At 60.1% G+C, this 22,033-nt stretch carries 21 protein-coding genes; 16 read left to right on the plus strand and 5 right to left on the minus strand.

What is annotated here, in order from left to right:
• From PMI21_RS29900 to PMI21_RS11835, 7 genes are all read left to right on the plus strand, one after another.
• Positions 1-218: hypothetical protein (locus PMI21_RS29900; RefSeq protein ID WP_238541222.1), on the plus strand; the 218-nt coding region annotated here is incomplete at its 5' end.
• Positions 219-812 (plus strand): NADPH-dependent FMN reductase, encoded by a 594-nt coding sequence (ssuE, locus tag PMI21_RS11860; protein ID WP_007939248.1) that lies wholly within the window; start codon positions 219-221, stop codon positions 810-812.
• Between the two features lie 101 nt (positions 813-913).
• The gene (locus PMI21_RS11855) at positions 914-1,879 is read left to right on the plus strand and encodes a sulfonate ABC transporter substrate-binding protein (protein WP_007939249.1); all 966 of its coding nucleotides are present in this window, start codon (positions 914-916) and stop codon (positions 1,877-1,879) included.
• A gap of 25 nt (positions 1,880-1,904) precedes the next feature.
• Entirely contained in the window at positions 1,905-3,053 is a 1,149-nt protein-coding gene (ssuD, locus tag PMI21_RS11850; protein ID WP_007939251.1) for an FMNH2-dependent alkanesulfonate monooxygenase, read from the plus strand.
• 9 nt (positions 3,054-3,062) lie between these two features.
• Positions 3,063-3,845, plus strand: a complete 783-nt coding sequence (gene ssuC / locus PMI21_RS11845; RefSeq protein WP_007939253.1) for an aliphatic sulfonate ABC transporter permease SsuC — start codon at positions 3,063-3,065, stop codon at positions 3,843-3,845.
• A complete protein-coding gene (gene ssuB, locus PMI21_RS11840) occupies positions 3,842-4,648 on the plus strand; it encodes an aliphatic sulfonates ABC transporter ATP-binding protein (protein WP_007939254.1) in 807 nt (268 codons plus the stop codon). Before ssuC ends, ssuB begins: the two co-directional genes overlap by 4 nt.
• Before the next feature lie 33 nt (positions 4,649-4,681).
• Positions 4,682-4,897, plus strand: coding sequence for a TOBE domain-containing protein (locus PMI21_RS11835; protein WP_003229256.1), 216 nt, complete (start codon positions 4,682-4,684; stop codon positions 4,895-4,897).
• Between the two features lie 165 nt (positions 4,898-5,062).
• On the opposite strand, the gene PMI21_RS11830 is transcribed toward PMI21_RS11835, so the two are convergent.
• The gene (locus PMI21_RS11830) at positions 5,063-5,698 is read right to left on the minus strand and encodes a TetR/AcrR family transcriptional regulator (RefSeq protein ID WP_007939255.1); all 636 of its coding nucleotides are present in this window, start codon (positions 5,696-5,698) and stop codon (positions 5,063-5,065) included.
• 262 nt (positions 5,699-5,960) lie between these two features.
• Positions 5,961-7,337: a glutamine synthetase family protein gene (locus PMI21_RS11825; protein WP_007939256.1), complete on the minus strand. Its 1,377-nt coding sequence runs from the start codon at positions 7,335-7,337 to the stop codon at positions 5,961-5,963.
• 278 nt (positions 7,338-7,615) lie between these two features.
• On the opposite strand from PMI21_RS11825, the gene PMI21_RS11820 reads away from it, so the two are divergent.
• The 8 genes from PMI21_RS11820 (at position 7,616) to PMI21_RS11785 (ending at position 16,848) form a co-directional block, all read left to right on the plus strand.
• Positions 7,616-8,392: a gamma-glutamyl-gamma-aminobutyrate hydrolase family protein gene (locus PMI21_RS11820; RefSeq protein ID WP_007939257.1), complete on the plus strand. Its 777-nt coding sequence runs from the start codon at positions 7,616-7,618 to the stop codon at positions 8,390-8,392.
• A gap of 38 nt (positions 8,393-8,430) precedes the next feature.
• Positions 8,431-9,789, plus strand: coding sequence for a glutamine synthetase family protein (locus PMI21_RS11815; protein ID WP_007939259.1), 1,359 nt, complete (start codon positions 8,431-8,433; stop codon positions 9,787-9,789).
• A gap of 73 nt (positions 9,790-9,862) precedes the next feature.
• Positions 9,863-11,227 carry an aspartate aminotransferase family protein gene (locus PMI21_RS11810; protein WP_007939260.1) on the plus strand — a complete coding sequence of 455 codons (1,365 nt, stop codon included), beginning with the start codon at positions 9,863-9,865 and terminating at the stop codon, positions 11,225-11,227.
• 182 nt (positions 11,228-11,409) lie between these two features.
• Positions 11,410-12,504, plus strand: coding sequence for a polyamine ABC transporter substrate-binding protein (locus tag PMI21_RS11805; protein WP_033064061.1), 1,095 nt, complete (start codon positions 11,410-11,412; stop codon positions 12,502-12,504).
• Between the two features lie 238 nt (positions 12,505-12,742).
• The gene (locus PMI21_RS11800; protein WP_007939262.1) at positions 12,743-13,840 is read left to right on the plus strand and encodes a polyamine ABC transporter substrate-binding protein; all 1,098 of its coding nucleotides are present in this window, start codon (positions 12,743-12,745) and stop codon (positions 13,838-13,840) included.
• 61 nt (positions 13,841-13,901) lie between these two features.
• The gene (locus tag PMI21_RS11795; protein ID WP_007939263.1) at positions 13,902-15,044 is read left to right on the plus strand and encodes an ABC transporter ATP-binding protein; all 1,143 of its coding nucleotides are present in this window, start codon (positions 13,902-13,904) and stop codon (positions 15,042-15,044) included.
• Positions 15,041-15,961 carry an ABC transporter permease subunit gene (locus PMI21_RS11790; protein ID WP_007939264.1) on the plus strand — a complete coding sequence of 307 codons (921 nt, stop codon included), beginning with the start codon at positions 15,041-15,043 and terminating at the stop codon, positions 15,959-15,961. The genes PMI21_RS11795 and PMI21_RS11790 overlap by 4 nt, the downstream gene beginning before the upstream one ends.
• Positions 15,958-16,848, plus strand: a complete 891-nt coding sequence (locus PMI21_RS11785) for an ABC transporter permease subunit (RefSeq protein WP_007939265.1) — start codon at positions 15,958-15,960, stop codon at positions 16,846-16,848. The genes PMI21_RS11790 and PMI21_RS11785 overlap by 4 nt, the downstream gene beginning before the upstream one ends.
• Positions 16,849-16,990: 142 nt before the next feature.
• Here PMI21_RS11785 and PMI21_RS11780 read toward each other — a convergent pair whose 3' ends face one another.
• Together PMI21_RS11780 and PMI21_RS11775 are read right to left on the minus strand one after the other, a co-directional pair.
• Positions 16,991-19,393: a penicillin acylase family protein gene (locus tag PMI21_RS11780; RefSeq protein WP_007939266.1), complete on the minus strand. Its 2,403-nt coding sequence runs from the start codon at positions 19,391-19,393 to the stop codon at positions 16,991-16,993.
• A gap of 103 nt (positions 19,394-19,496) precedes the next feature.
• Positions 19,497-20,075, minus strand: a complete 579-nt coding sequence (locus PMI21_RS11775) for a DUF6436 domain-containing protein (protein WP_007939267.1) — start codon at positions 20,073-20,075, stop codon at positions 19,497-19,499.
• A 97-nt stretch (positions 20,076-20,172) separates the two neighbouring features.
• On the opposite strand from PMI21_RS11775, the gene PMI21_RS11770 reads away from it, so the two are divergent.
• Positions 20,173-21,120, plus strand: a complete 948-nt coding sequence (locus PMI21_RS11770; protein ID WP_007939268.1) for an alpha/beta hydrolase — start codon at positions 20,173-20,175, stop codon at positions 21,118-21,120.
• 42 nt (positions 21,121-21,162) lie between these two features.
• Here PMI21_RS11770 and PMI21_RS11765 read toward each other — a convergent pair whose 3' ends face one another.
• A complete protein-coding gene (locus PMI21_RS11765; protein ID WP_007939269.1) occupies positions 21,163-21,915 on the minus strand; it encodes a DUF2059 domain-containing protein in 753 nt (250 codons plus the stop codon).
• Positions 21,916-22,033 lie beyond the last annotated feature (118 nt).

The raw sequence follows: 22,033 nt of genomic DNA on the forward strand, positions 1-22,033 counted from the left end.
GCAGAGCGTGGGAACGATCATGTCTACCAAAGCAGGGGATTTCGGGCCGTTTCGACGGCCTGTTTTTTTGTCCGGAAAAAGACAATCATCATATTCGTTTAAGATATAACCAAATGAATAAATATGATTTATGGATATATGAATCACCTGTTAAGGTCACTCCATCGACGCGAGATCGCAAGCTGCGAATCGCCAACACCGCTCAAGGAATTGTCTGAATGCTGGTCGTCTCACTCGGTGGCAGCCCCAGCCCACGCTCCCGTTCCGGGGTGTTGCTGGAGCGCTCCAAACACTGGTTGCAGGAGCAAGGAGTGGAAGTGGTGAGTTATCAGGTGCGGGACTTCCCGGCCGAAGACTTGCTGCATGCCCGCTTTGACAGCCCGAAGGTGATCGATCTGTTGCAACAGATTGATAACGCCGACGGCCTGCTCATCGCCACACCGGTTTACAAGGCGTCGTTCTCCGGTGCGCTGAAGACCGTGCTTGATTTGCTGCCCGAACGCGCCCTGGCCCACAAAGTGGTTCTGCCGATGGCGACCGGCGGCAGCATCGCCCACATGCTGGCGGTGGATTACGCGCTCAAGCCAGTGTTGTCGGCGTTGAAGGCCCAGGAAATGCTCCACGGGATTTTCGCCGTAGACAGTCAGATCGCTTACGGCGAAGGCAGTGCCCAGGCGCAGTTGGCCCCCGAGCTTGCACAACGACTGAACGAATCGCTGGAGCTGTTTTACAGCGCCATGGCTCGCCGGCCCAAGCCGCTCGATCCGAACCTGTTGAACGAACGTTTGTTGAGTGCTCGCTGGAGCATTTAAGCCAGCCCTCAAGCAACATCTGAATTTGAAGTACTCACCTTACTGGCCCGCTAACGGGCAAGCAGGTGCAGCCAAAACCCAACTGCAAAAAGGAGAGCGCTATGCGCACTGTCATTTTGCGTCGTGGTCTGGTCGCTCTGTTTGCTGCGGCTGTGTCCTTCGGCGTCATTACTCAAGCCCAAGCCGAGACGTTGCGAATCGGCTATCAGAAATACGGCACTCTGGTGCTGCTCAAAGCCAAAGGCACCCTGGAAAAACGCCTCGCCGCCCAAGGCGTGGACGTGCAATGGACTGAATTCCCCGGCGGCCCGCAACTGCTCGAAGGCCTGAACGTCGGCTCCATCGACTTCGGCGTCACCGGTGAAACGCCTCCGGTTTTCGCTCAGGCAGCGGGCGCCGATCTGCTCTACGTTGCTTATGAACCACCAGCGCCCCACAGCGAAGCGATCCTGGTGCCGAAGGGCTCGCCGATCAAATCGGTGGCGGAGCTCAAAGGCAAAAAAGTCGTCCTGAACAAAGGCTCCAACGTGCACTACCTGCTGGTGCGTGCGCTGGAAGACGCCGGCCTCAAATACACCGACATCCAGACCGTGTTCCTGCCGCCCGCCGATGCCCGCGCCGCGTTCGAGCGTGGCAGTGTCGATGCCTGGGTGATCTGGGATCCGTACCAGGCTGCCGCCGAACAGCAATTGCAAGCGCGCACTTTGCGCGATGGCAAAGGCATCGTCGACAACCACCAGTTCTACCTGGCGACCAAGCCTTACGCGCAGAAAAATCCTGAAGTGATCAAAACCCTGGTGGAAGAAGTGCGCGCGGTCGGTGAATGGTCCAAGGCCAATCCCGAGGACGTAACCCAACAGGTTTCGCCACTGCTCGGCCTGCCTGCAGACATCACTCTGACTTCGGTGAAGCGCCAAGGTTACGGCGCGCTGTTCCTGACCCCTGAGGTGGTCGCCGCGCAACAGAAAATCGCCGACAGCTTCTACCAGCTCAAGCTGATTCCCAAGCCCTTGAGCATCAAGGACGTGATCTGGACGCCACCGGCGGCCTTGGCCAAAGCGCCGTAATTCGATTCCCCAAGGAGACCACTCCATGAGCCTCAATATCTTCTGGTTCCTGCCTACCCACGGCGACGGCCATTACCTTGGCACCGCCGAAGGCGCTCGCGCCGTCGACCACGGTTACCTGCAACAAGTCGCGCAAGCGGCGGATCGTCTGGGCTTCGGCGGGGTGCTGATTCCCACCGGTCGCTCCTGCGAAGACTCGTGGCTGGTGGCCGCCTCGCTAATCCCGGTGACCCAGCGTTTGAAATTCCTCGTCGCCCTGCGCCCCGGGATCATTTCCCCGACGGTGGCGGCGCGTCAGGCCGCGACCCTGGATCGTCTGTCCGGCGGTCGTGCGCTGTTCAACCTGGTCACCGGTGGCGATCCGGAAGAACTGGCCGGCGATGGTTTATTCCTCAGTCACGAAGAACGCTATCAGGCCTCGGTGGAATTCACTCGCATCTGGCGCCGGGTGCTGGAAGGCGAAACTGTCGATTACGACGGCCAGCACATCAGTGTGAAGGGCGCCAAGTTGCTCTATCCGCCGATCCAGCAACCACGTCCGCCGCTGTATTTCGGCGGCTCGTCGGAAGCGGCGCAAGACCTTGCGGCAGAGCAGGTCGAAATGGTCCTGACCTGGGGCGAGCCACCGGCCGCCGTTGCCGAGAAGATCGAGCAGGTTCGCGCCAAAGCCGCGAAGCTCGGTCGTACCGTGCGCTTCGGTATTCGTCTGCATGTGATCGTTCGCGAAACCAACGCCGAGGCATGGCAGGCCGCGGATCGACTGATCTCTCATCTGGACGATGACACCATTGCACGCGCCCAGGCTTCTCTGGCGCGTTTCGATTCGGTCGGCCAGCAACGCATGGCCGCCTTGCATGGCGGCAGTCGCGACAACCTGGAAGTCAGCCCCAACCTCTGGGCCGGTGTCGGTCTGGTGCGTGGCGGGGCCGGTACGGCGCTGGTCGGCGATGGCCCGACCGTGGCCGCTCGGGTGAAGGAATACGCCGATCTGGGCATCGACACGTTCATCTTCTCCGGTTATCCACACCTGGAAGAATCCTACCGGGTGGCCGAGTTGCTGTTCCCGCACCTGGACATCGAGCGTCCGGAACTGCCGAAAAGCGCCGGTTACGTCAGCCCGTTCGGCGAGATGGTGGCCAACGACATTCTTCCCAAAGCTGCGTCCCAGAGCTGAGGCGCCGCCATGAAGAAAACTATCCACACCCTCGCGCCCTGGGCGTTGCCGGTCTTGTTGCTGGCGGTATGGCAGTTGTCGGTGTCGGCGGGCTGGTTGTCGACACGGATTCTGCCGGCGCCAATTGCGGTGATCGAAGCCGGTGTGAGCCTGTTCCGCAGCGGTGAAATCTGGACTCACCTGGCCATCAGCGGCTGGCGCGCGGCACTCGGGTTCGCCATTGGCGGCGGTATCGGCCTGGCGCTGGGCTTCATCACCGGCCTGTCGAAATGGGGCGAACGCCTGCTCGACAGTTCGGTGCAGATGATCCGCAACGTACCGCACCTGGCGCTGATCCCGCTGGTAATCCTGTGGTTCGGCATCGACGAGTCGGCGAAGATTTTCCTGGTGGCGTTGGGCACGTTGTTCCCGATTTACCTCAACACTTACCACGGCATCCGCAACGTCGATCCGGCGCTGGTGGAAATGTCCCGTAGTTATGGCCTGTCCGGTTTCAGCCTGTTCCGTCAGGTGATCCTGCCGGGTGCGCTGCCCTCGATTCTGGTCGGTGTGCGCTTTGCCCTGGGCTTCATGTGGCTGACCCTGATCGTCGCCGAAACCATCTCCGCCAGCGCCGGCATCGGCTACCTGGCGATGAATGCCCGGGAGTTCTTGCAGACCGACGTGGTGGTGCTGGCGATTCTTTTGTATGCCGTGCTCGGCAAACTCGCGGATCTCGCAGCCCGTGGACTTGAGCGTGTGTGGCTGCGCTGGCATCCGGCCTATCAGGTTGCCAAGGGAGGTGCCGCATGACGGCTCAACAACCTCCACGCCTGCTGCGCGGAATTCCGCTGGCAGTGCGCAAGCTGCAAAAGACCTTCGGTTCGCGGCAAGTGCTGCGTGAAATCGACCTGCACATTCCGGCCGGGCAGTTTGTGGCGGTGGTCGGGCGTAGCGGTTGCGGCAAAAGCACCTTGCTGCGCTTGCTTGCCGGTCTCGACAAGCCCACGGGGGGCGAGTTGTTTGCTGGCTCCGCGCCGCTGAGTGACGCCCGGGAAGACACCCGATTGATGTTCCAGGAAGCACGTCTGCTGCCGTGGAAAAAGGTCATCGACAACGTCGGACTCGGCCTCAAGGGCAACTGGCGGCCGCAAGCACTGGAAGCCCTTGAGGCGGTCGGCCTGGCGGATCGCGCCAACGAATGGCCGGCAGCCTTGTCCGGCGGACAGAAGCAACGTGTGGCCCTGGCGCGCGCGCTGATCCATCAACCGCGCCTGCTGTTGCTCGACGAACCCCTGGGTGCACTGGATGCCTTGACCCGAATCGAGATGCAGCAACTGATCGAACGGCTCTGGCAACAACATGGCTTCACCGTGTTGCTGGTGACCCACGACGTCAGCGAAGCGGTGGCGGTTGCCGATCGGGTGATTCTGATTGAAGAAGGCGAAGTCGGCCTCGACCTGGCGGTGGAATTGCCGCGCCCTCGGGTCCGCGGCTCACATCGGCTGGCGGCGCTGGAAACCGAAGTGCTTAACCGCGTGCTGTCGGTACCCGGCCAACCGCCGGAACCGGAACCTGTTTCACCATTGCCCACGCAATTGCGCTGGGCTCAATAACTCAAGCTTCATCCAACGACAGGAATCAACATCATGACTATCAAAGCCATCAACGTTCGTAACCAGTTCAAAGGCTCGATCAAGGAAATCGTGCTCGGCGACGTCCTCTCGGAAATCGATGTGCAGACGGCCTCCGGCATCGTCACTTCGGTGATTACCACTCGTTCAGTGAAAGAGCTGGAACTGGTGGTCGGCAGCGAAGTGATCGCATTTGTGAAATCCACCGAGGTGTCGATCGCCAAGTTGTAAGTGCGTGTGCCAACAACAACCCCGGAGGGTGTGAGCCCTGATCGTTCCCACGCTCTGCGTGGGAATGCCTCTACGGACGCTCCGCGTTCGGCTTTTGGGACGCAGAGCGTCCCGGGCTGCATTCCCTTTGCTGCGCGTGGGAACGATCAATCAGGCTGCGATCTTTTAAAGCGCTCCGCGCTTGGGCAAATACGGCGGCAGATACAGCCCGAGGTAAGCATCAAACACCCGCATCCCTTCTTCAGCCATGCGCGGCGTGATCTGCCCATGTTGCTGCACCGAGCGTGCATACACTCGATCCCCTAGCTCCATGGCCAGGGCAAACACATCGACGTCTGTCGGCAGCTTCGGCAGTTCGAAGTGGTGGTCGAACAGTTTGTGCATCAGGTCGCCGAGCTCGATGTCGTGCTGGCGGTCAGCCTGGGTGACTTCGGTCAGGCCGTGCTGGGCGAGGATCAACTGGCGGGCGGCGGCGTCTTCGTCGTAGATGTCGAGCATGCGCTGTTCCACCAGTCGCGACAAATCGCGCCAGCCGTTGAGGGCATGGTGGTCGATGGGCGCTTGCAGGCAAGCACGGAACGCGGCATGGACGTCGGCGGTCAGGGCTTCGAGCAGGGCCGGGACGCTGGCGAAAAAGTGATAGACGGAGGAGGGCGGGATCTCTGCGCGTTCGGCGACGCTGTAGATCGACAGACTGGCCACGCCCTCGGCGGCCAGCAGCGTGCGGGCGGCATCGAGTATCGAATCGATCCGGGCCTGGCTGCGTGCGCGGGGTTTACGTGGGGTGGCGAGTCGGGTCATTGAAGTCTCCTGCAGGGCAGCGGGCATTGTACGCAGAGCGCAGAGATGATCCATACCCCGTGGTGAGGGGGCTTGCCCCCGTTGGAGTGCGCAGCAGTCCCCAATCCAGCTAACGCGGTATCCCTGATACAACGAGATTGCCTGTTTTGGGGCTGCTACACAGCCCAACGGGGGCAAGCCCCCTCGCCACAATGTTTAGTGGTTGGCCATAAAAAAACGCCGCAGGCTGTAAGGCCGGCGGCGTTGTTTTTACGGCAACCGCTTACACGGTGTGCAGGTACCAGTTGTACTCGAGGTCGGAGATGGAGTGTTCGAACTCCTCCAGCTCGCTCTCTTTACAGGCGACGAAGATATCGATGTATTTCGGATCGATGTACTTGGCCATGACTTCGCTGTCGTCCAGCTCGCGCAGGGCATCGCGCAGGTTGTTCGGCAGGCTTTGCTCGTTCTGCTCGTAGCTGTTGCCTTCCACGGGCGCGCCCGGCTCGATCTTGTTGACCAGACCGTGGTGCACGCCGGCCAGGACCGAGGCCATCAGCAGGTACGGGTTGGCATCGGCACCCGCCACACGGTGTTCAATGCGCACGGCATCGGAGGAACCGGTCGGTACGCGGATCGCCACGGTGCGGTTGTCCAGGCCCCAGCACGGCGAGTTCGGCACGTAGAACTGTGCGCCGAAACGACGGTAGGAGTTGACGTTCGGGCAGAGGAAAGCCATCTGCGCCGGCAGGGTCTCGAGCACACCGCCGATCGCGTGACGCAGTGCGGCGTTCTGCTCGGGATCCTCGCTGGCAAAAATGTTTTTGCCATCTTTATCAAGAATCGAGATGTGGACGTGCAGACCATTACCCGCCTGGCCTGGATACGGCTTGGCCATGAAGGTGGTGTCCATCTCATGGTCGTAGGCGATGTTTTTGATCAGACGCTTGAGCAGGACCGCATAGTCGCAGGCCTTGATCGGGTCGGCCACGTGGTGCAGGTTCACTTCGAACTGCGCCGGGGCACTTTCCTTGACGATTGCGTCGGCAGGGATGCCTTGCTCTTTCGCACCTTCCAGAATGTCCTGGAGGCAGTCGACGTATTCGTCGAGGTCGTCGATCAGGTAGACCTGGGTCGAGTGCGGGCGTTTGCCGGAGATCGGCGAGCGTGGCGGTTGCGGGCGACCGTTCACGTTTTCCTGGTCGATCAGGTAGAACTCCAGTTCGAACGCGGCGCAGATGGTCAGACCCATCTCGTCAAACTTGGCAACGACTTGACGCAGGACTTCGCGCGGATCGGCGAAAAATGGGTCACCTTCGAGTTCGTGCATGGTCATCAGCAGTTGCGCGGTCGGGCGCTTCTGCCAGGGCTCATTGCACAGGGTGTCGGGGATTGGATAGCAGATTCGGTCAGCATCGCCGATGTCCAGGCCCAGGCCGGTGCTTTCCACCGTCGAGCCATTGATATCCAGAGCAAATAGAGAGGCCGGCAGGTTGATGCCTTTCTCGTAAACCTTGTGGAGGCTGGTGCGTTCGATGCGCTTGCCGCGCACCACACCATTCATATCCGCAATCAGAAGGTCAACGTACAGAACCTCAGGATGTTCCTTAAGGAACGCGTTCGCTTCGTTAAGCTGAACGGCACGCGGGGGTACCGACATGATGCAACACCTTTGTTGTTAAAAATATCAATCATTGATCTTTTCAGATTCCAGTCAACCCGAACGGCATGCCGAAGTCAAGCGAGGCCTTTTTTGCCCTAAAAAAGCGCCGGCAAGGCATTTTTGAGGCACTTTGGGGCGTATTTTTGTCTTCTGACGTCTTGGCGCCCGCGGGCTTGAGCGGGCCGTGTTGTATTTTTTACGGGGGTGTTGTGTAAAAAAATGAACAAGGCTAAGCTCGATTTAAACCCATAACAGCAATAATACCGGGGTGCTTCATGTCTCGCCTGCCGTTAATCGGCGTCACCGCCTGCTCAAAGCAGATCGGTCTGCATGCTTATCACATCAGTGGCGACAAATACGTACGCGCCGTGGCTTCAGCTGCCAAAGGCCTGCCGTTGATTCTTCCATCCCTGGCAGATCAACTGGCGCCGTCCGATATTCTGGACGCTCTGGACGGCATTCTTTTTACAGGCTCTCCTTCTAATATAGAACCGTTTCACTACAACGGCCCGGCCAGCGCGCCAGGTACTGCTCATGATTCTGCACGCGATGCCACCACTCTCCCGCTGATCCGCGCCGCTGTCGAGGCCGGCGTTCCCGTGCTCGGTATTTGCCGCGGTTTCCAGGAAATGAATGTGGCGTTCGGTGGCAGCCTGCATCAGAAAGTCCACGAGGCCGGTCCCTTCATGGACCACCGTGAAGACGACAGCCTGCCGCTCGAAGGGCAGTACGCTCCCAGTCACCCGGTGCACGTCCAGCCGGGTGGTGTACTTGCGGGGCTGGGGCTTGCGAGCGACATTCAAGTCAACTCGATTCATGGTCAAGGCGTCGAGCGGCTGGCGCCGGGCCTTCGCGTGGAAGCCGTGGCGCCCGACGGGTTGATCGAAGCCGTCTCGGTGATCGAAGGCAAGGCGTTTTCTTTAGGCGTGCAATGGCATCCCGAATGGCAGGTAAGCTTGAATCCTGATTACCTTGCGATTTTCCAGGCATTTGGCAATGCCTGCCGCAAGCGCGCATTACAACGCGACGCCGATGCGTCAAACAACGCCTGACTTATAAAAGTCAGGAAACTCAAGCCTAAGAGGCATTTATGAGTAACAACCTCGACCAGCTCACCGATTGGTTGAAAGACCACAAGATCACAGAAGTCGAATGCATGATTGGCGACCTGACCGGCATCACCCGGGGCAAGATCTCGCCGACCAACAAGTTCATTGCCGAAAAAGGCATGCGCCTGCCCGAAAGCGTTCTGTTGCAGACCGTGACCGGCGACTATGTCGAAGACGACATTTATTACGAACTGCTCGACCCGGCCGACATCGACATGATCTGCCGCCCCGACCAGAACGCCGTGTTCCTGGTGCCCTGGGCCATCGAGCCCACCGCCATCGTGATCCACGACACCTACGACAAACAGGGCAACCCGATCGAGCTGTCGCCGCGCAACGTGCTAAAGAAGGTACTGAAACTCTACGCTGATCGCGGCTGGCAGCCGATCGTGGCGCCGGAAATGGAGTTCTACCTCACCAAGCGCAGTGACGACCCGGACTACCCGTTGCAACCGCCGATTGGCCGTTCCGGTCGTCCGGAAACCGGTCGCCAGTCGTTCTCCATTGAAGCGGCGAACGAATTCGACCCGTTGTTCGAAGACGTCTACGACTGGTGCGAACTGCAGGATCTGGACCTCGACACGCTGATCCACGAGGACGGCACCGCACAGATGGAAATCAACTTCCGTCATGGCGATGCCCTGTCCCTGGCCGACCAGATTCTGGTGTTCAAGCGCACCATGCGTGAAGCCGCCCTCAAGCACAATGTGGCGGCGACTTTCATGGCCAAGCCGATGACCGGCGAGCCGGGCAGTGCCATGCATTTGCACCAGAGCATCATCGACATCGAGACTGGTAAAAATGTCTTCTCCAATGAAGACGGGACCATGAGCCAGCTGTTCCTCCATCACATCGGCGGTTTGCAGAAATTCATCCCTGAGTTGCTGCCGCTGTTCGCGCCCAACGTCAATTCGTTCCGCCGCTTCCTGCCGGATACCTCGGCCCCGGTGAACGTGGAGTGGGGCGAAGAGAATCGCACCGTGGGCCTGCGGGTTCCGGATGCCGGGCCGCAGAACCGTCGGGTGGAAAACCGTCTGCCGGGAGCCGACGCCAACCCTTACCTGGCCATCGCCGCCAGCCTGTTGTGCGGCCTGATCGGCATGCTCGAAGGGCATAACCCGAGCGCCCCGGTGGTGGGTCGTGGTTACGAGCGGCGCAACCTGCGCCTGCCTTTAACCATCGAAGACGCGCTGGATCGCATGGAAAACAGCAAGACCATCGAAAAGTATCTGGGCAAGAAATTCATCACAGGCTACGTCGCGGTCAAGCGGGCCGAGCATGAAAACTTCAAGCGCGTGATCAGTTCGTGGGAGCGGGAGTTCCTGCTCTTCGCCGTCTGATGCGCCGGGCGCGACAAGAGGGCGTGATTGCCCTCTGACGTCGCGCCGTCACTGCAATCCAAGGAGAATTCGCATGACCAGCAACAACCCGCAAACCCGTGAGTGGCAAACCCTGAGCAGCGATCACCACCTGGCCCCGTTCAGCGACTTCAAGCAGCTGAAAGAGAAAGGCCCACGGATCATCACCCATGCCAAGGGCGTTTACCTCTGGGACAGCGAAGGCAACAAGATCCTCGACGGCATGGCCGGCCTGTGGTGCGTCGCCATCGGCTACGGCCGCGATGAACTGGCCGATGCCGCCAGCAAACAGATGCGTGAACTGCCTTATTACAACCTGTTTTTCCAGACCGCTCACCCGCCGGTGCTGGAGCTGGCCAAGGTCATCGCCGACATCGCGCCTGAAGGCATGAACCACGTGTTCTTCACCGGTTCCGGTTCCGAAGGCAACGACACCATGCTGCGGATGGTTCGCCACTACTGGGCGATCAAGGGCCAGCCGAAGAAGAAAGTCATCATCAGTCGCAAGAACGGCTATCACGGCTCCACCGTGGCCGGCGCGAGCCTGGGCGGCATGACCTATATGCACGAGCAGGGCGACTTGCCGATCCCGGGCATCGTCCACATCGCTCAGCCGTACTGGTTCGGCGAAGGCGGTGACATGACGCCGCAAGAGTTCGGTATCTGGGCGGCCAATCAGCTGGAGGAGAAAATTCTGGAAGTCGGCGTCGACAACGTCGGTGCCTTTATTGCCGAGCCGATCCAGGGCGCCGGCGGCGTGATCATTCCGCCAGACAGCTACTGGCCGCGTATCAAGGAAATCCTCGCCAAGTACGACATTCTTTTTGTGGCCGACGAGGTGATCTGCGGTTTCGGTCGTACCGGTGAGTGGTTCGGTACCGATTTCTACGGCCTCAAGCCCCACATGATGACCATCGCCAAAGGCCTGACGTCCGGCTACATCCCGATGGGTGGCCTGATCGTGCATGACGACGTGGTCGAGGTGCTCAACGAAGGCGGTGATTTCAACCACGGTTTCACGTATTCCGGACACCCGGTGGCCGCTGCGGTGGCGCTGGAAAACATCCGCATCCTGCGCGACGAGAAAATTGTCGAGCACGTACGGGCAGAAACGGCACCTTATTTGCAAAAGCGTCTACGGGAACTGAACGATCACCCGTTGGTGGGGGAAGTGCGTGGGGTCGGTCTGTTGGGGGCCATCGAGCTGGTTCAGGATAAGGCCACTCGCAAACGTTACGAAGGCAAGGGCGTCGGCATGATCTGCCGGCAGTTCTGCTTCGACAACGGCCTGATCATGCGCGCGGTCGGCGACACCATGATCATTGCTCCGCCACTGGTGATTACACCGGCTGAAATCGACGAGTTGGTGGCCAAGGCGCGCAAGTGCCTGGACCTGACCCTGAGTGCGTTGCAGGGCTAAGTGCTAGGCTCTGAGCGAGGTGCGATGTTTGCACTTCGCTCAGTGCAAACAAAGGATGGGTCTTTCCTTGAAAGCCTGCCTTGGATCTTGCCAGACTAACGGTTGTTCGGATGCCCTGTATCAGGCTGCTGAGCACGTGGTTAAAAAGAAAAACTGGAGCATTACCCATGAAGGCATTAGGTATGAAGATAACTGGCAAGACCCTACTCGCCATGTCCCTGATGGGCGTGATGGCGGGCGCCGTTCAGGCCGACGACAAAGTGCTGCACGTGTACAACTGGTCCGATTACATCGCACCGGACACCATCGCGAACTTCGAGAAAGAGTCCGGGATCAAGGTGGTGTACGACGTTTTCGACAGCAACGAAACCCTGGAAGCCAAGTTGCTGGCAGGTAAGTCCGGTTACGACGTCGTCGTTCCGTCGAACAACTTCCTCGCCAAGCAAATCAAGGCCGGTGTTTACCGGGAGCTGGACAAGTCCAAACTGTCCAACTATGGCAACCTGAACAAATCGCTGCTTAAAGCGGTTTCCGTCAGCGACCCGGACAACAAACACGCCTTCCCTTACATGTGGGGCTCGATCGGTATCGGTTACAACCCGGCGAAGGTCAAGGCTGCGCTGGGCGTCGACACGATCGATTCCTGGGACACCCTGCTCAAGCCTGAAAACATTGCCAAGCTCAAGGGCTGCGGTGTGAGCTTCCTGGATTCGCCTACCGAAATGCTGCCGGTCGCCCTGCATTACCTGGGTCTGCCAACCGACAGCCAGAAGAAAGAAGACATCAAGAAAGCCGAGGAACTGTTCCTCAAGATTCGTCCTTCGATCACCTACTTCCACTCCTCGAAGTACATCTCGGACCTGGCCAACGGCAACATCTGCGTAGCCGTCGGCTATTCGGGTGACGTCCAGCAAGCCAAGTCTCGCGCTGCCGAAGCCGGTGACAAGGTGAAAGTCAGCTACGCCATTCCAAAAGAAGGCGCTGGCAGCTTCTACGACATGGTCGCAATCCCCAAGGATGCGGAAAACGTCGAGGGGGCCTACAAGTTCATGAACTACCTGCTGCAGCCAAAAGTGATGGCTGACATCACTAACGCTGTGCGTTTCCCTAACGGTAATGCTGAAGCCACCCAGTATGTGAGCAAGGAAATCACTTCGGATCCGGGCATCTATCCGACTCCTGAAGTACAGGCCAAGCTGTATGCGATCGCTGATTTGCCAGCCGCAACCCAGCGTGAACTGACCCGCAGCTGGACCAAGATCAAGTCCGGTAAATAAGTAATAAATCTTGTAGCAGCTGCCGAAGGCTGCGTTGAGGTCCGAAGGACCTCCGCTTTTCGACAGCACAACTGCTTCGCAGTTGAACGCAGCCTGCGGCAGCTGCTACAGGATCTTCATAAAGTTTGCTGGAACGGTTTTTCGAGGGTAAGTTGCGCGCCGGTTTTGTTGTCAGGCCGCCATGGCTGTCATGTAACGCGGGGCAACTTGGGCCCAACTAATTTTAGAGGACCTCCACTTGCCTGTTTTTTCTTTTTTGCGCAATGCCCTGCTGGTCGGCGCCGGGCTGACGCTTGCTGTCAGTGCTCAGGCCACCGGCACGGTGCATATTTATAACTGGTCGGACTACATCGGTGAGACCACCCTGGCCGACTTCCAGAAAGAAGCCGGTATCAAGCCGATTTACGACGTATTCGATTCCAACGAAACCCTGGAAGGCAAGTTGCTGGCCGGGCGTACCGGTTACGACGTGGTCGTGCCGTCCAATCACTTCCTTGGCAAGCAGATCAAGGCTGGTGCTTTCCAGAAGCTCGACAAGTCGAAGCTGACCCATTACGCCAACCTCGACCCGGTGCTGCTCAAGCGCCTTGAGCAGAACGATCCGGGTAACCAATATGCCGTGCCGTATCTGTGGGGCACCAACGGCATCGGTTACAACGTCGACAAGATCAAGGCTGTGTTGGGCCTCGACAAGATCGATTCCTGGGATGTGGTGTTCGAGCCGCAGAACATCAAGAAGCTGCACAGCTGCGGCGTCGCGTTCCTCGATTCCGCCGATGAAATGATGCCCACGGTCCTTAACTACATGGGCCTGAACGCCAACAGCACCAACCCCGAAGACTACAAAAAGGCCGAGGTCAAGTTGCTGGCGGTGCGGCCTTATGTGACGTACTTCCACTCATCCAAATACATCGCGGACCTGGCCAACGGTGATATCTGCGTCGCGATCGGTTTTTCCGGCGACATGTTCCAGGCCAAGGCACGCGCGGCTGAAGCCGGCAAAGGCATGAACATCGCCTACTCGATTCCAAAAGAGGGCGGCGCGCTCTGGTTCGACATGCTGGCGATCCCCAAGGACGCGGCCAACGTCAAGGAAGCCCACGCCTTCATCAATTATTTGCTCAAGCCTGAGGTGATCGCCAAGGTCAGCGATGCCGTGGGCTACGCCAACCCAAACCCTGGGTCGGACAAACTGATGGAACAGTCCATACGCACCGACGCGTCGGTTTATCCGCCGCAAGCGGTCCTCGACAAGATGTACGTGTCCATCGAGTTACCGCCGAACATTCAACGTTTGATGACGCGCAGCTGGACCAAGGTCAAGTCGGGCAAATAGCTTCAAACTATCCAGGTTCGCCACGTTGAGCGAACTGCAAATTCTGTTGGGAGTTTCGTAAATGGCAGTTGCCTCCGGCGCCTATAAGAAAGCCCTCGAGGGCGACCAGACACCTAAACAGGTGCTGGTCAAAATCGACCGGGTCACGAAGAAGTTCGACGAGACGGTTGCCGTGGACGATGTGTCCCTGGAAATCAAGAAGGGCGAGATCTTCGCCCTGCTCGGCGGTTCGGGATCGGGCAAATCCACCTTGCTGCGGATGCTGGCAGGTTTCGAACGGCCCACGGAGGGGCGCATTTTCCTCGATGGCGTAGACATCACTGACATGCCGCCGTACGAGCGGCCGATCAACATGATGTTCCAGTCCTACGCCTTGTTCCCGCACATGACCGTGGCGCAGAACATCGCCTTTGGCCTCAAGCAGGACAAGATCCCGACGGCCGAGGTCGATGCCCGCGTGGCCGAGATGCTCAAGCTGGTGCAGATGAGCGAGTACGCCAAGCGCAAGCCGCATCAGTTGTCCGGCGGTCAGCGTCAGCGCGTGGCCCTGGCGCGTTCGTTGGCCAAGCGGCCGAAGCTGTTGCTGCTCGACGAACCGATGGGCGCGCTGGACAAGAAGCTGCGTTCGCAAATGCAGCTGGAGCTGGTCGAAATCATCGAACGCGTCGGCGTAACCTGCGTCATGGTGACCCACGATCAGGAAGAGGCCATGACCATGGCCGAGCGCATCGCGATCATGCACCTGGGCTGGATCGCCCAGATCGGCAGCCCGATCGACATCTACGAAACTCCGACCAGCCGCTTGGTCTGCGAATTCATCGGCAACGTCAACATCTTCGAAGGCGAAGTGGTGGACGACGCCGAGGGCCATGCGCTGATCACCTGCAAGGATCTGGATCGCAACATTTACGTGGGTCACGGCATCAGCACCTCGGTGCAGGACAAGTCCGTCACTTACGCGATCCGTCCGGAAAAACTGCTGGTGACGGCCGAAATGCCGACCTGCGAACACAACTGGTCCAGCGGCAAGGTGCACGACATCGCCTACCTGGGTGGCCATTCGGTGTTCTACGTCGAACTGCCGAGCGGCAAGCTGGTGCAGTCCTTCGTCGCCAACGCCGAGCGCCGTGGCCAGCGCCCGACCTGGGGTGACCAGGTTTACGTGTGGTGGGAAGACGACAGCGGCGTGGTACTTCGCTCATGAACATGCGCAAACTCAAACGCCGACTCAATCGAATACTTCCCGGTGGTCGTCAGCTGGTCATCGGGGTTCCGTTCATCTGGCTGTTCATGTTCTTCATGCTGCCGTTCTTCATCGTCCTGAAGATCAGCTTCGCTGAAGCCGACGTGGCCATTCCGCCGTACACCGAAATCTACAGCTACGCCGAACAGAAGCTGCAGTTGCTGCTTAACCTGGGCAACTACGCGATGCTGGGCGGCGACGAGTTGTACATCGCCGCCTACCTTGGTTCGCTGAAGATGGCGCTGTTCAGCACCATCCTTTGCCTGTTGATTGGCTACCCGATGGCCTATGGCATTGCCACCGCCCGCAAAGAGTTGCAAACGGTGCTGGTGCTGCTGATCATGATGCCGACCTGGACCGCGATCCTGATCCGCGTGTATGCGTGGATGGGCATCCTCAGCAACAACGGGCTGCTCAATGGTTTTCTGATGAGCATGGGCTGGATCGACGAGCCGTTGCAGATCCTCAATACCAACCTGGCGGTCTATATCGGGGTCGTCTACTCCTACCTGCCGTTCATGATCCTGCCGCTCTACGCCAACCTGGTCAAACACGACGTCAGCCTGCTGGAAGCCGCATCGGACCTCGGTTCGAGCAACTTCAACAGTTTCTGGAAGATCACCGTGCCGCTGTCGAAAAACGGCATTATCGCAGGCTGCATGCTGGTGTTCATCCCGGTGGTGGGGGAGTTCGTGATCCCGGAACTGCTTGGCGGTCCGGAAACCCTGATGATCGGTAAAGTGCTCTGGCAAGAGTTCTTCAACAACCGTGACTGGCCGGTGGCGTCTGCCCTGGCGGTGGTGATGCTGGCAATCCTGATTGTGCCGATCATCCTGTTCAACCGTAGTCAGGCCAAGGAAATGGAGGGTAAAGAATGAAGCGCTTCCGTTTCTCGAACCTGATGCTGGTGCTCGGTCTGTTGTTCATCTACCTGCCGATGCTGATTCTGGTGATCTACTCGTTCAACGCCTCGAAACTGGTGACGGTATGGGGCGGCTGGTCGGTGAAGTGGTACGTCGGCCTGCTCGACAACACGCAACTGATGGGCTCGGTGGTGCGCTCGCTGGAAATCGCCTGCTACACCGCGATTGCCGCGGTGGCATTGGGGACGCTGGCGGCGTTCGTGCTGACCCGCATCACCCGCTTCAAGGGCCGCACACTGTTTGGCGGCCTGGTCACCGCACCGCTGGTGATGCCGGAAGTGATCACTGGTCTGTCGCTGTTGCTGCTGTTCGTGGCCATGGCGCAGATGATCGGCTGGCCGCAGGAGCGCGGCATCGTCACCATCTGGATCGCTCACACCACGTTCTGCGCAGCGTATGTGGCGGTGGTGGTATCGGCGCGTTTGCGTGAGCTGGACCTGTCGATCGAAGAGGCGGCCATGGACCTCGGTGCGCGGCCGTGGAAGGTGTTCTTCCTGATCACCATCCCGATGATCGCACCATCGCTGGCGGCCGGCGGCATGATGTCGTTTGCCTTGTCGCTGGATGACCTGGTGCTGGCGAGCTTCGTGTCGGGTCCGGGTTCCACGACCCTGCCGATGGAAGTGTTCTCGGCGGTGCGCCTGGGCGTGAAGCCTGAGATCAATGCGGTGGCCAGCCTGATTCTGCTGGCGGTGTCGCTGGTGACCTTCCTGGTCTGGTTCTTCAGCCGTCGCGCCGAAGAAAGCCGCAAGCGTGCGATCCAGCTGGCTATCGAGGAAGCTGCAGCCGACTCCTGGAAACAACCGGACGTACGCCGGGCGCAGGCGCCGGAAGCGGCTTAAAACTGCCGCACATCAAAAGATCGCAGCCCACGGCAGCTCCTACAGTGGAATGTGAATCCCGTAGGAGCTGCCGCAGGCTGCGATCTTTTGACTTTATGGCTCGGAATTTTGCAGCGAAGGCGTCAGCCCGGCCGGAAAAAGTCTACCGTGCCGGCAACAGCTTCAAGGTGCTGCGGGTATTGGCCGTCACTTCTTCATCATTGAAGTTCGCCTGGTAATAAACCCCTTCGATATACGCCTCGGCCTGATCGGCATAGTGGCTGTCGAACGGCACGCCGCTCTGGCCCACCGGGTTGATGGTCAGGCTGTGGGCCGGGTCGGCGAAGTCGATCAGTCGCCGGGTCGACGGGCCATAGGTCACGGGCCACGGCGCCGGGCCGATCTTGGCCGAGAGGTTGTTCGGCACTTCGTGGGTGCCGGGAGCCGCGAACGGGCCAACGTTGAAAATCTGGTCCAGCGGCTTTTGCATCCCCAGCGGATGGCCGTGGGTCAGGGTGTGCGCCTTGCCCCACTGCCATTGCGCGGAATCGGCACCAAGGGTGGTTTTGAGGTGAGCCATGCTCGCTTGCCAGGCCACCTTGACCGTATCGGCGCGGGTTTCCTTGCCGGGGGTGTTGCGGTTGTCCCACCACGGCGAATCGGCGGAGGCCGCCAGACGCGGCAGCGCGGCATCGATCACCCGGGTCGGGAGCAGCGTTTCGAAGAAGTCATTGCCCAGTTCATCGCGCAGCGCCGCGTCGGCGAGGTTGAACAGGAACTGGTTGAACAGGGTGGCGCTGATGGAGTCCAGTGGGTAATCGCCGCACCATTGCGCCAGTTGCTCGACCAATTTGAGCTCGGCCGGATCGCTTACCACTTCACGCAGCACCGGTAGCAATGGCGCCAGCAAGCGCGGCCCGTAGGCGGTGGTGGTGCCCAGTTGCAGCTTCTGGTTGGCTGTGTTGTCCCACTTCACGTTCTTGTCGCTGAGCTGGCGATTGAGCTGCTGCCCGCGATCGGCGAGGTTGTAGTAACCAGGAATTTCCATGCCGGTCGGCGACACCGGTTGGAAGTTGGCCGAGACGATGTAGCCCCGCGCCGGGTTCTCTTCCTGCGGGTTGGCACTGAACGGGTAAAAACCTTCCTTGTCCGCCTGAGGGGTGCTGCCGTCGAGGATGAAACCGGGCTTCACCCCGGCCGGACGCTTGGGCAGCAGCGCCGAGGCCCACCAGCCGATGTCGCCCTTGGCATTGGCGTAGACGATGTTCAACCCTGGCGCCTGAACCTTGGCGGCCGCGGCGCGGGCCTTGGCCAGGGTGTCGGCGCGGTTGAGCTGGTAGAAGCCGTCGAGGATCGGATTCGGGGTTTCGAGGAACGCCCACCACATGGCAACCGGCGTTTTACCGGCGGCAGTGCCGAGTGCATCGTTGACGATCGGGCCATGGGGCGACTGGCGCAGCGTCAATGTGACCGGTGACTGGCCTTTCACCGCGATCTGTTGTTCGGTATTGACGATGTCCACCCACTTGCCGCGATACCAGACCTGGTTCGGGTTGTCCGGGTTGACCTTCTCGGCGATCAGGTCCAGATCGTCGTTCTGGAACATCGTCAGGCTCCAGCCGAAGTCCAGGTTGTGACCGAGAAATGCAAACGGCACCAGCGCCTGATGGTAGCCATAAAGCTCGAAGCCCGGCGCCGACAGGTGCGCCTCGTACCACACCGACGGCACCGAGAAGCGAATGTGCGGGTCACCGGCCAGCAGCGGCTTGCCGCTTTTGCTGCGGTTGCCGGAAATCACCCAGGCGTTGCTGCCTTCGAATTGCGGCAGGCCGTGGTCGACCAGCGCCTGTTCGCTCAGGCGGGCGAGGGCATTCAGATCCTTCCAGTCACTGGCGGCGAGCGTCGGCGCAGGGCTGGCGTGACCTTTGACCAGCACACCCTTGGGCTGCCAGTCGAGATCGAAGATGTTCAGGTAATCGGCGCCCAGTTGGTCGCGCACGTAAGTCAGCAAGGGTTCGGTGCGAAATGCCGCGGCAAAGCTGTAGGCCATGTAGCCGGCGATGCTGATGCTGTCTTCGGCGGTGAAGGGGCGCTTGGGGATCCCCAGCACGTCGAACTCTACCGGTGCAGCGTGGCTGTCCTGATATTGATTGATACCGTCCAGATAGGCTTGCAGGGCCTTCCATGCCGGCGACTGACGATCGAGCGCGGCCACATAGCTTTCGGCCCGTTCGCGAATGCGCAGGCCGCGAAACAGTTTGTCGGTGTCGAGCAGTTTCGGCCCGAGGACTTCGGCCAGCTCGCCACGGGCCAGGCGCCGCATGGCTTCCATCTGGAACAATCGGTCCTGGGCATGCACGTAGCCGAGGGCGCGGTAGAGGTCGGTTTCGTTTTCGGCACGGATATGCGGCACGCCGCGCTCGTCGTAGCGCACGGTCACCGAACCTTGCAGGTGCTGCAACGCCACCTGGCCCTGGCGCGTCGGTTGTTTGCTGTACACATACCAGCCGCCCCCGGCGACGAGTATGACGATCAGCAAGGCAAGTACGGTCAGGACGCGTTTCATGGTGACTCCTTGTTCTTTCGGGGTTGCCACCCGTGCGGGCTGCAAACGTGTAGCACAGACCTCCTGTGCCGGGCATCGCGGTCCTGGAAAAGTCAGGAATGCCTTACTTCGCCTCCGCGGGCCACGGGCAGTAGCAACCCACCGCCAGCGTGTGGGTTGCGTTCACCGCCCGGCCTGCGTTCAGTGCTTGCAGAATGGGCTCGATAAAGCTGTTGCTCGAATTGCAGGTCAGGCCTTCGCTGTATGGACCGAAATACGCCAACTGGCCGCTGCGGTCCCAGATCGCCACCGCCGGGCTGGCAGGGATCTGTTCGGAGCCAGGCAGGACAGCGAGGGTTTTCAGGCGGCTCAAGTTGCCGGGCAACTGGCCGTGGCTGCCGGGCTTTTGTACCGTATAGAACTCGACGCCCTGCGGTACATATTGCTCAACCAGTTCGGTCAGGTGTTGTTGGTTGCCGACATTGCACGGGCAGGCCGGATCCCAGAAGTGCACCAGGCGAATGGCGCCGGGGCCGGCGAGTTCGTCCGGCAGGCGCAACGGGTCGCCGGAGAACACGGCGGTGTGCGAACTGAATGCCCGCAGGTAGCGTCCCTGAAACCAGTCGTAAGCGGCCCACAACACACCGGCACACACAAGGGCGAGCAGGCTGGCAAGCAGTGTGGTGCGGTAGGCCGGGCGCATGGGTTTCAATCCTCGAAGGTCGGCTAGCTTGCCATGCTTGCCGCGACAGATGAATATCGCAGGCCCATAAAGTCTGTTTCATGCGTTGGAATGCCTCATGTCTGCCACTTTTGACCCCGATCATTTGCGTGCCAGCCTGCGGCCATTGGCCGAGTGGCAGCCGCTGTCGACGGAGGCCATGGCCTATCAGCATTTTTATGGTCTGGATTTCCCACAGCGGACCCTGCGCCGTGGCCTGGGGCGTTTCGAAGTCGATGGCTATGAAGTGGTCAGCCAGCTTTGGTGGCCCGAGCGGGCGAAGGCGACGCTGTTTTTGTTTCACGGCTTCTACGATCACACCGGGCTCTACCGGCATGTGATCGAGTGGGCGCTGGACCAGGGTTTTGCAGTACTCGCCTGCGACCTGCCAGGGCATGGCTTGTCCAGCGGCGAACGGGCGAGCATCAAGGACTTCGCCGAGTACCAGAGCACTCTGCAAGGGCTGCTGGCCGAGGCGCAGTCGCTGGGCCTTCCGCAGCCCTGGCACTTGTGCGGGCAAAGCACTGGCGGGGCGATCGTGATCGATCATGTACTCAATCAAGGCGCGAGCAGCCCGGCCCAGGGGCAAGTGATTCTGCTGTCACCCCTGGTGCGGCCGCGTGCCTGGGGCTGGTCGCGGCTCAGTTATTACCTGCTCAAGCCGTTTGTCAAAGGCATCGCCCGGCGCTTCAGCGAGAATTCCAACGACCCTGATTTCCTCGCGTTCCTGCAAGCCGATCCGCTGCAACCGCTGCGTCTGCCTACGGCCTGGGTCGGCGCGCTGGGACGGTGGATCAAGCGTATCGAAGCGGCACCGAGCAGCCCGCGGCGGCCGCTGATCGTGCAGGGGCAGGCGGATATGACTGTGGATTGGGAGCACAACCTTGAAGTGTTGCGAGGCAAGTTCGATCGGCCCCAGGTATTGATGCTGCCTGAGGCGCGGCATCATCTGGCGAATGAGTCGCTTGGGTTGCGGCAGGAGTATTTCGGGTTTTTGACCAGGCGCATGAGTCGGGATCGGCGGTGACATTTCGATAGTCTTCGCGGGCAAGTCCACAGACGTCAAAAATTACTGGGTCAGGCTCGACGTACTTTGCCCCACCGCCAACCCCGCCCGAATCGCCGCCAATGCCGCTTGGTAATAAGCCTTGCCCTCAGTGGACTCGGCAAAGGTCGAAAACTCTTCCAGCTCGTCATCCGACAGGTCGCGATAGACATACAGCAGCGTGTTGTTCAGGTCGGCGCCGATCTGCTCCATCAGGCGCTGGCGCTGACCGTTCAACATGCCCTGAGCCTGACCGCCGCCGAGCAGGCCGGGGATCATCGAGCTCAGGCTGTCGGCCGCGACGCCTGCGATCGCCAGGCTGACTTCTGCGCCGGCCTCGCGGGCGGGCAGGGCCTGGGCCAGGTGGCCGATGATCAACTGACGGGTATCGCTGGCCTGCATCTTCGGCAAGCCCTTGGCGTTTTTCGCCAATTGATCGCGACGGGTCGCCAGCAGTTCGGCGGCGACGATTTTCTTGCCCAGGGGCGATTGAAAGAAGGTCAGCGCAGGTTTCGGGTTGGCGAGCTTCTTGCGCAGTTGTGCTTCGGCGCGCTGGTCCATGGCCTTGGGGGCGAACCGCTGATTGCTGTTGTCGACCAGGGCCTGGAACACTGCCGGTGGCAAGCTGTTCTGATAGCGCTGCTGAGCGGCCGAGAGAGCATCGTTGAAATGCGCGCGTTGTTCTGGCCAGCCGGCGACCTTGTACAGCTGGTCGTGGCCGTCCGCCCAGGCGGGCAAAACGCAGAACATCAACAGTGAGAAAAGCAAGCGACGCATAGGGACTCCTGTCAGCAGGCGACTATTCTCCGTGCGACATTCGTACTTGTCGAGAATTCGTATCAGGTTGAGTACCTTATCCGACCAATCCTCCGCTGCGTGGCTCTGTCGGATTTGC

The sequence above is a fragment of the Pseudomonas sp. GM18 genome, from assembly GCF_000282195.1.
Classification (GTDB): domain Bacteria; phylum Pseudomonadota; class Gammaproteobacteria; order Pseudomonadales; family Pseudomonadaceae; genus Aquipseudomonas.

Excerpts from the sequence above, each read along its gene's own strand:
- ssuE (WP_007939248.1), top strand. The coding sequence starts at position 219 with ATGCTGGTCGTCTCACTCGGTGGCAGCCCCAGCCCACGCTCCCGTTCC.
- PMI21_RS11855 (WP_007939249.1), top strand. The coding sequence starts at position 914 with ATGCGCACTGTCATTTTGCGTCGTGGTCTGGTCGCTCTGTTTGCTGCG.
- ssuD (WP_007939251.1), top strand. The coding sequence starts at position 1,905 with ATGAGCCTCAATATCTTCTGGTTCCTGCCTACCCACGGCGACGGCCAT.
- ssuC (WP_007939253.1), top strand. The coding sequence starts at position 3,063 with ATGAAGAAAACTATCCACACCCTCGCGCCCTGGGCGTTGCCGGTCTTG.
- ssuB (WP_007939254.1), top strand. The coding sequence starts at position 3,842 with ATGACGGCTCAACAACCTCCACGCCTGCTGCGCGGAATTCCGCTGGCA.
- PMI21_RS11835 (WP_003229256.1), top strand. The coding sequence starts at position 4,682 with ATGACTATCAAAGCCATCAACGTTCGTAACCAGTTCAAAGGCTCGATC.
- PMI21_RS11830 (WP_007939255.1), bottom strand. The coding sequence starts at position 5,698 with ATGACCCGACTCGCCACCCCACGTAAACCCCGCGCACGCAGCCAGGCC.
- PMI21_RS11825 (WP_007939256.1), bottom strand. The coding sequence starts at position 7,337 with ATGTCGGTACCCCCGCGTGCCGTTCAGCTTAACGAAGCGAACGCGTTC.
- PMI21_RS11820 (WP_007939257.1), top strand. The coding sequence starts at position 7,616 with ATGTCTCGCCTGCCGTTAATCGGCGTCACCGCCTGCTCAAAGCAGATC.
- PMI21_RS11815 (WP_007939259.1), top strand. The coding sequence starts at position 8,431 with ATGAGTAACAACCTCGACCAGCTCACCGATTGGTTGAAAGACCACAAG.
- PMI21_RS11810 (WP_007939260.1), top strand. The coding sequence starts at position 9,863 with ATGACCAGCAACAACCCGCAAACCCGTGAGTGGCAAACCCTGAGCAGC.
- PMI21_RS11805 (WP_033064061.1), top strand. The coding sequence starts at position 11,410 with ATGAAGATAACTGGCAAGACCCTACTCGCCATGTCCCTGATGGGCGTG.
- PMI21_RS11795 (WP_007939263.1), top strand. The coding sequence starts at position 13,902 with ATGGCAGTTGCCTCCGGCGCCTATAAGAAAGCCCTCGAGGGCGACCAG.
- PMI21_RS11790 (WP_007939264.1), top strand. The coding sequence starts at position 15,041 with ATGAACATGCGCAAACTCAAACGCCGACTCAATCGAATACTTCCCGGT.
- PMI21_RS11785 (WP_007939265.1), top strand. The coding sequence starts at position 15,958 with ATGAAGCGCTTCCGTTTCTCGAACCTGATGCTGGTGCTCGGTCTGTTG.
- PMI21_RS11780 (WP_007939266.1), bottom strand. The coding sequence starts at position 19,393 with ATGAAACGCGTCCTGACCGTACTTGCCTTGCTGATCGTCATACTCGTC.
- PMI21_RS11775 (WP_007939267.1), bottom strand. The coding sequence starts at position 20,075 with ATGCGCCCGGCCTACCGCACCACACTGCTTGCCAGCCTGCTCGCCCTT.
- PMI21_RS11770 (WP_007939268.1), top strand. The coding sequence starts at position 20,173 with ATGTCTGCCACTTTTGACCCCGATCATTTGCGTGCCAGCCTGCGGCCA.
- PMI21_RS11765 (WP_007939269.1), bottom strand. The coding sequence starts at position 21,915 with ATGCGTCGCTTGCTTTTCTCACTGTTGATGTTCTGCGTTTTGCCCGCC.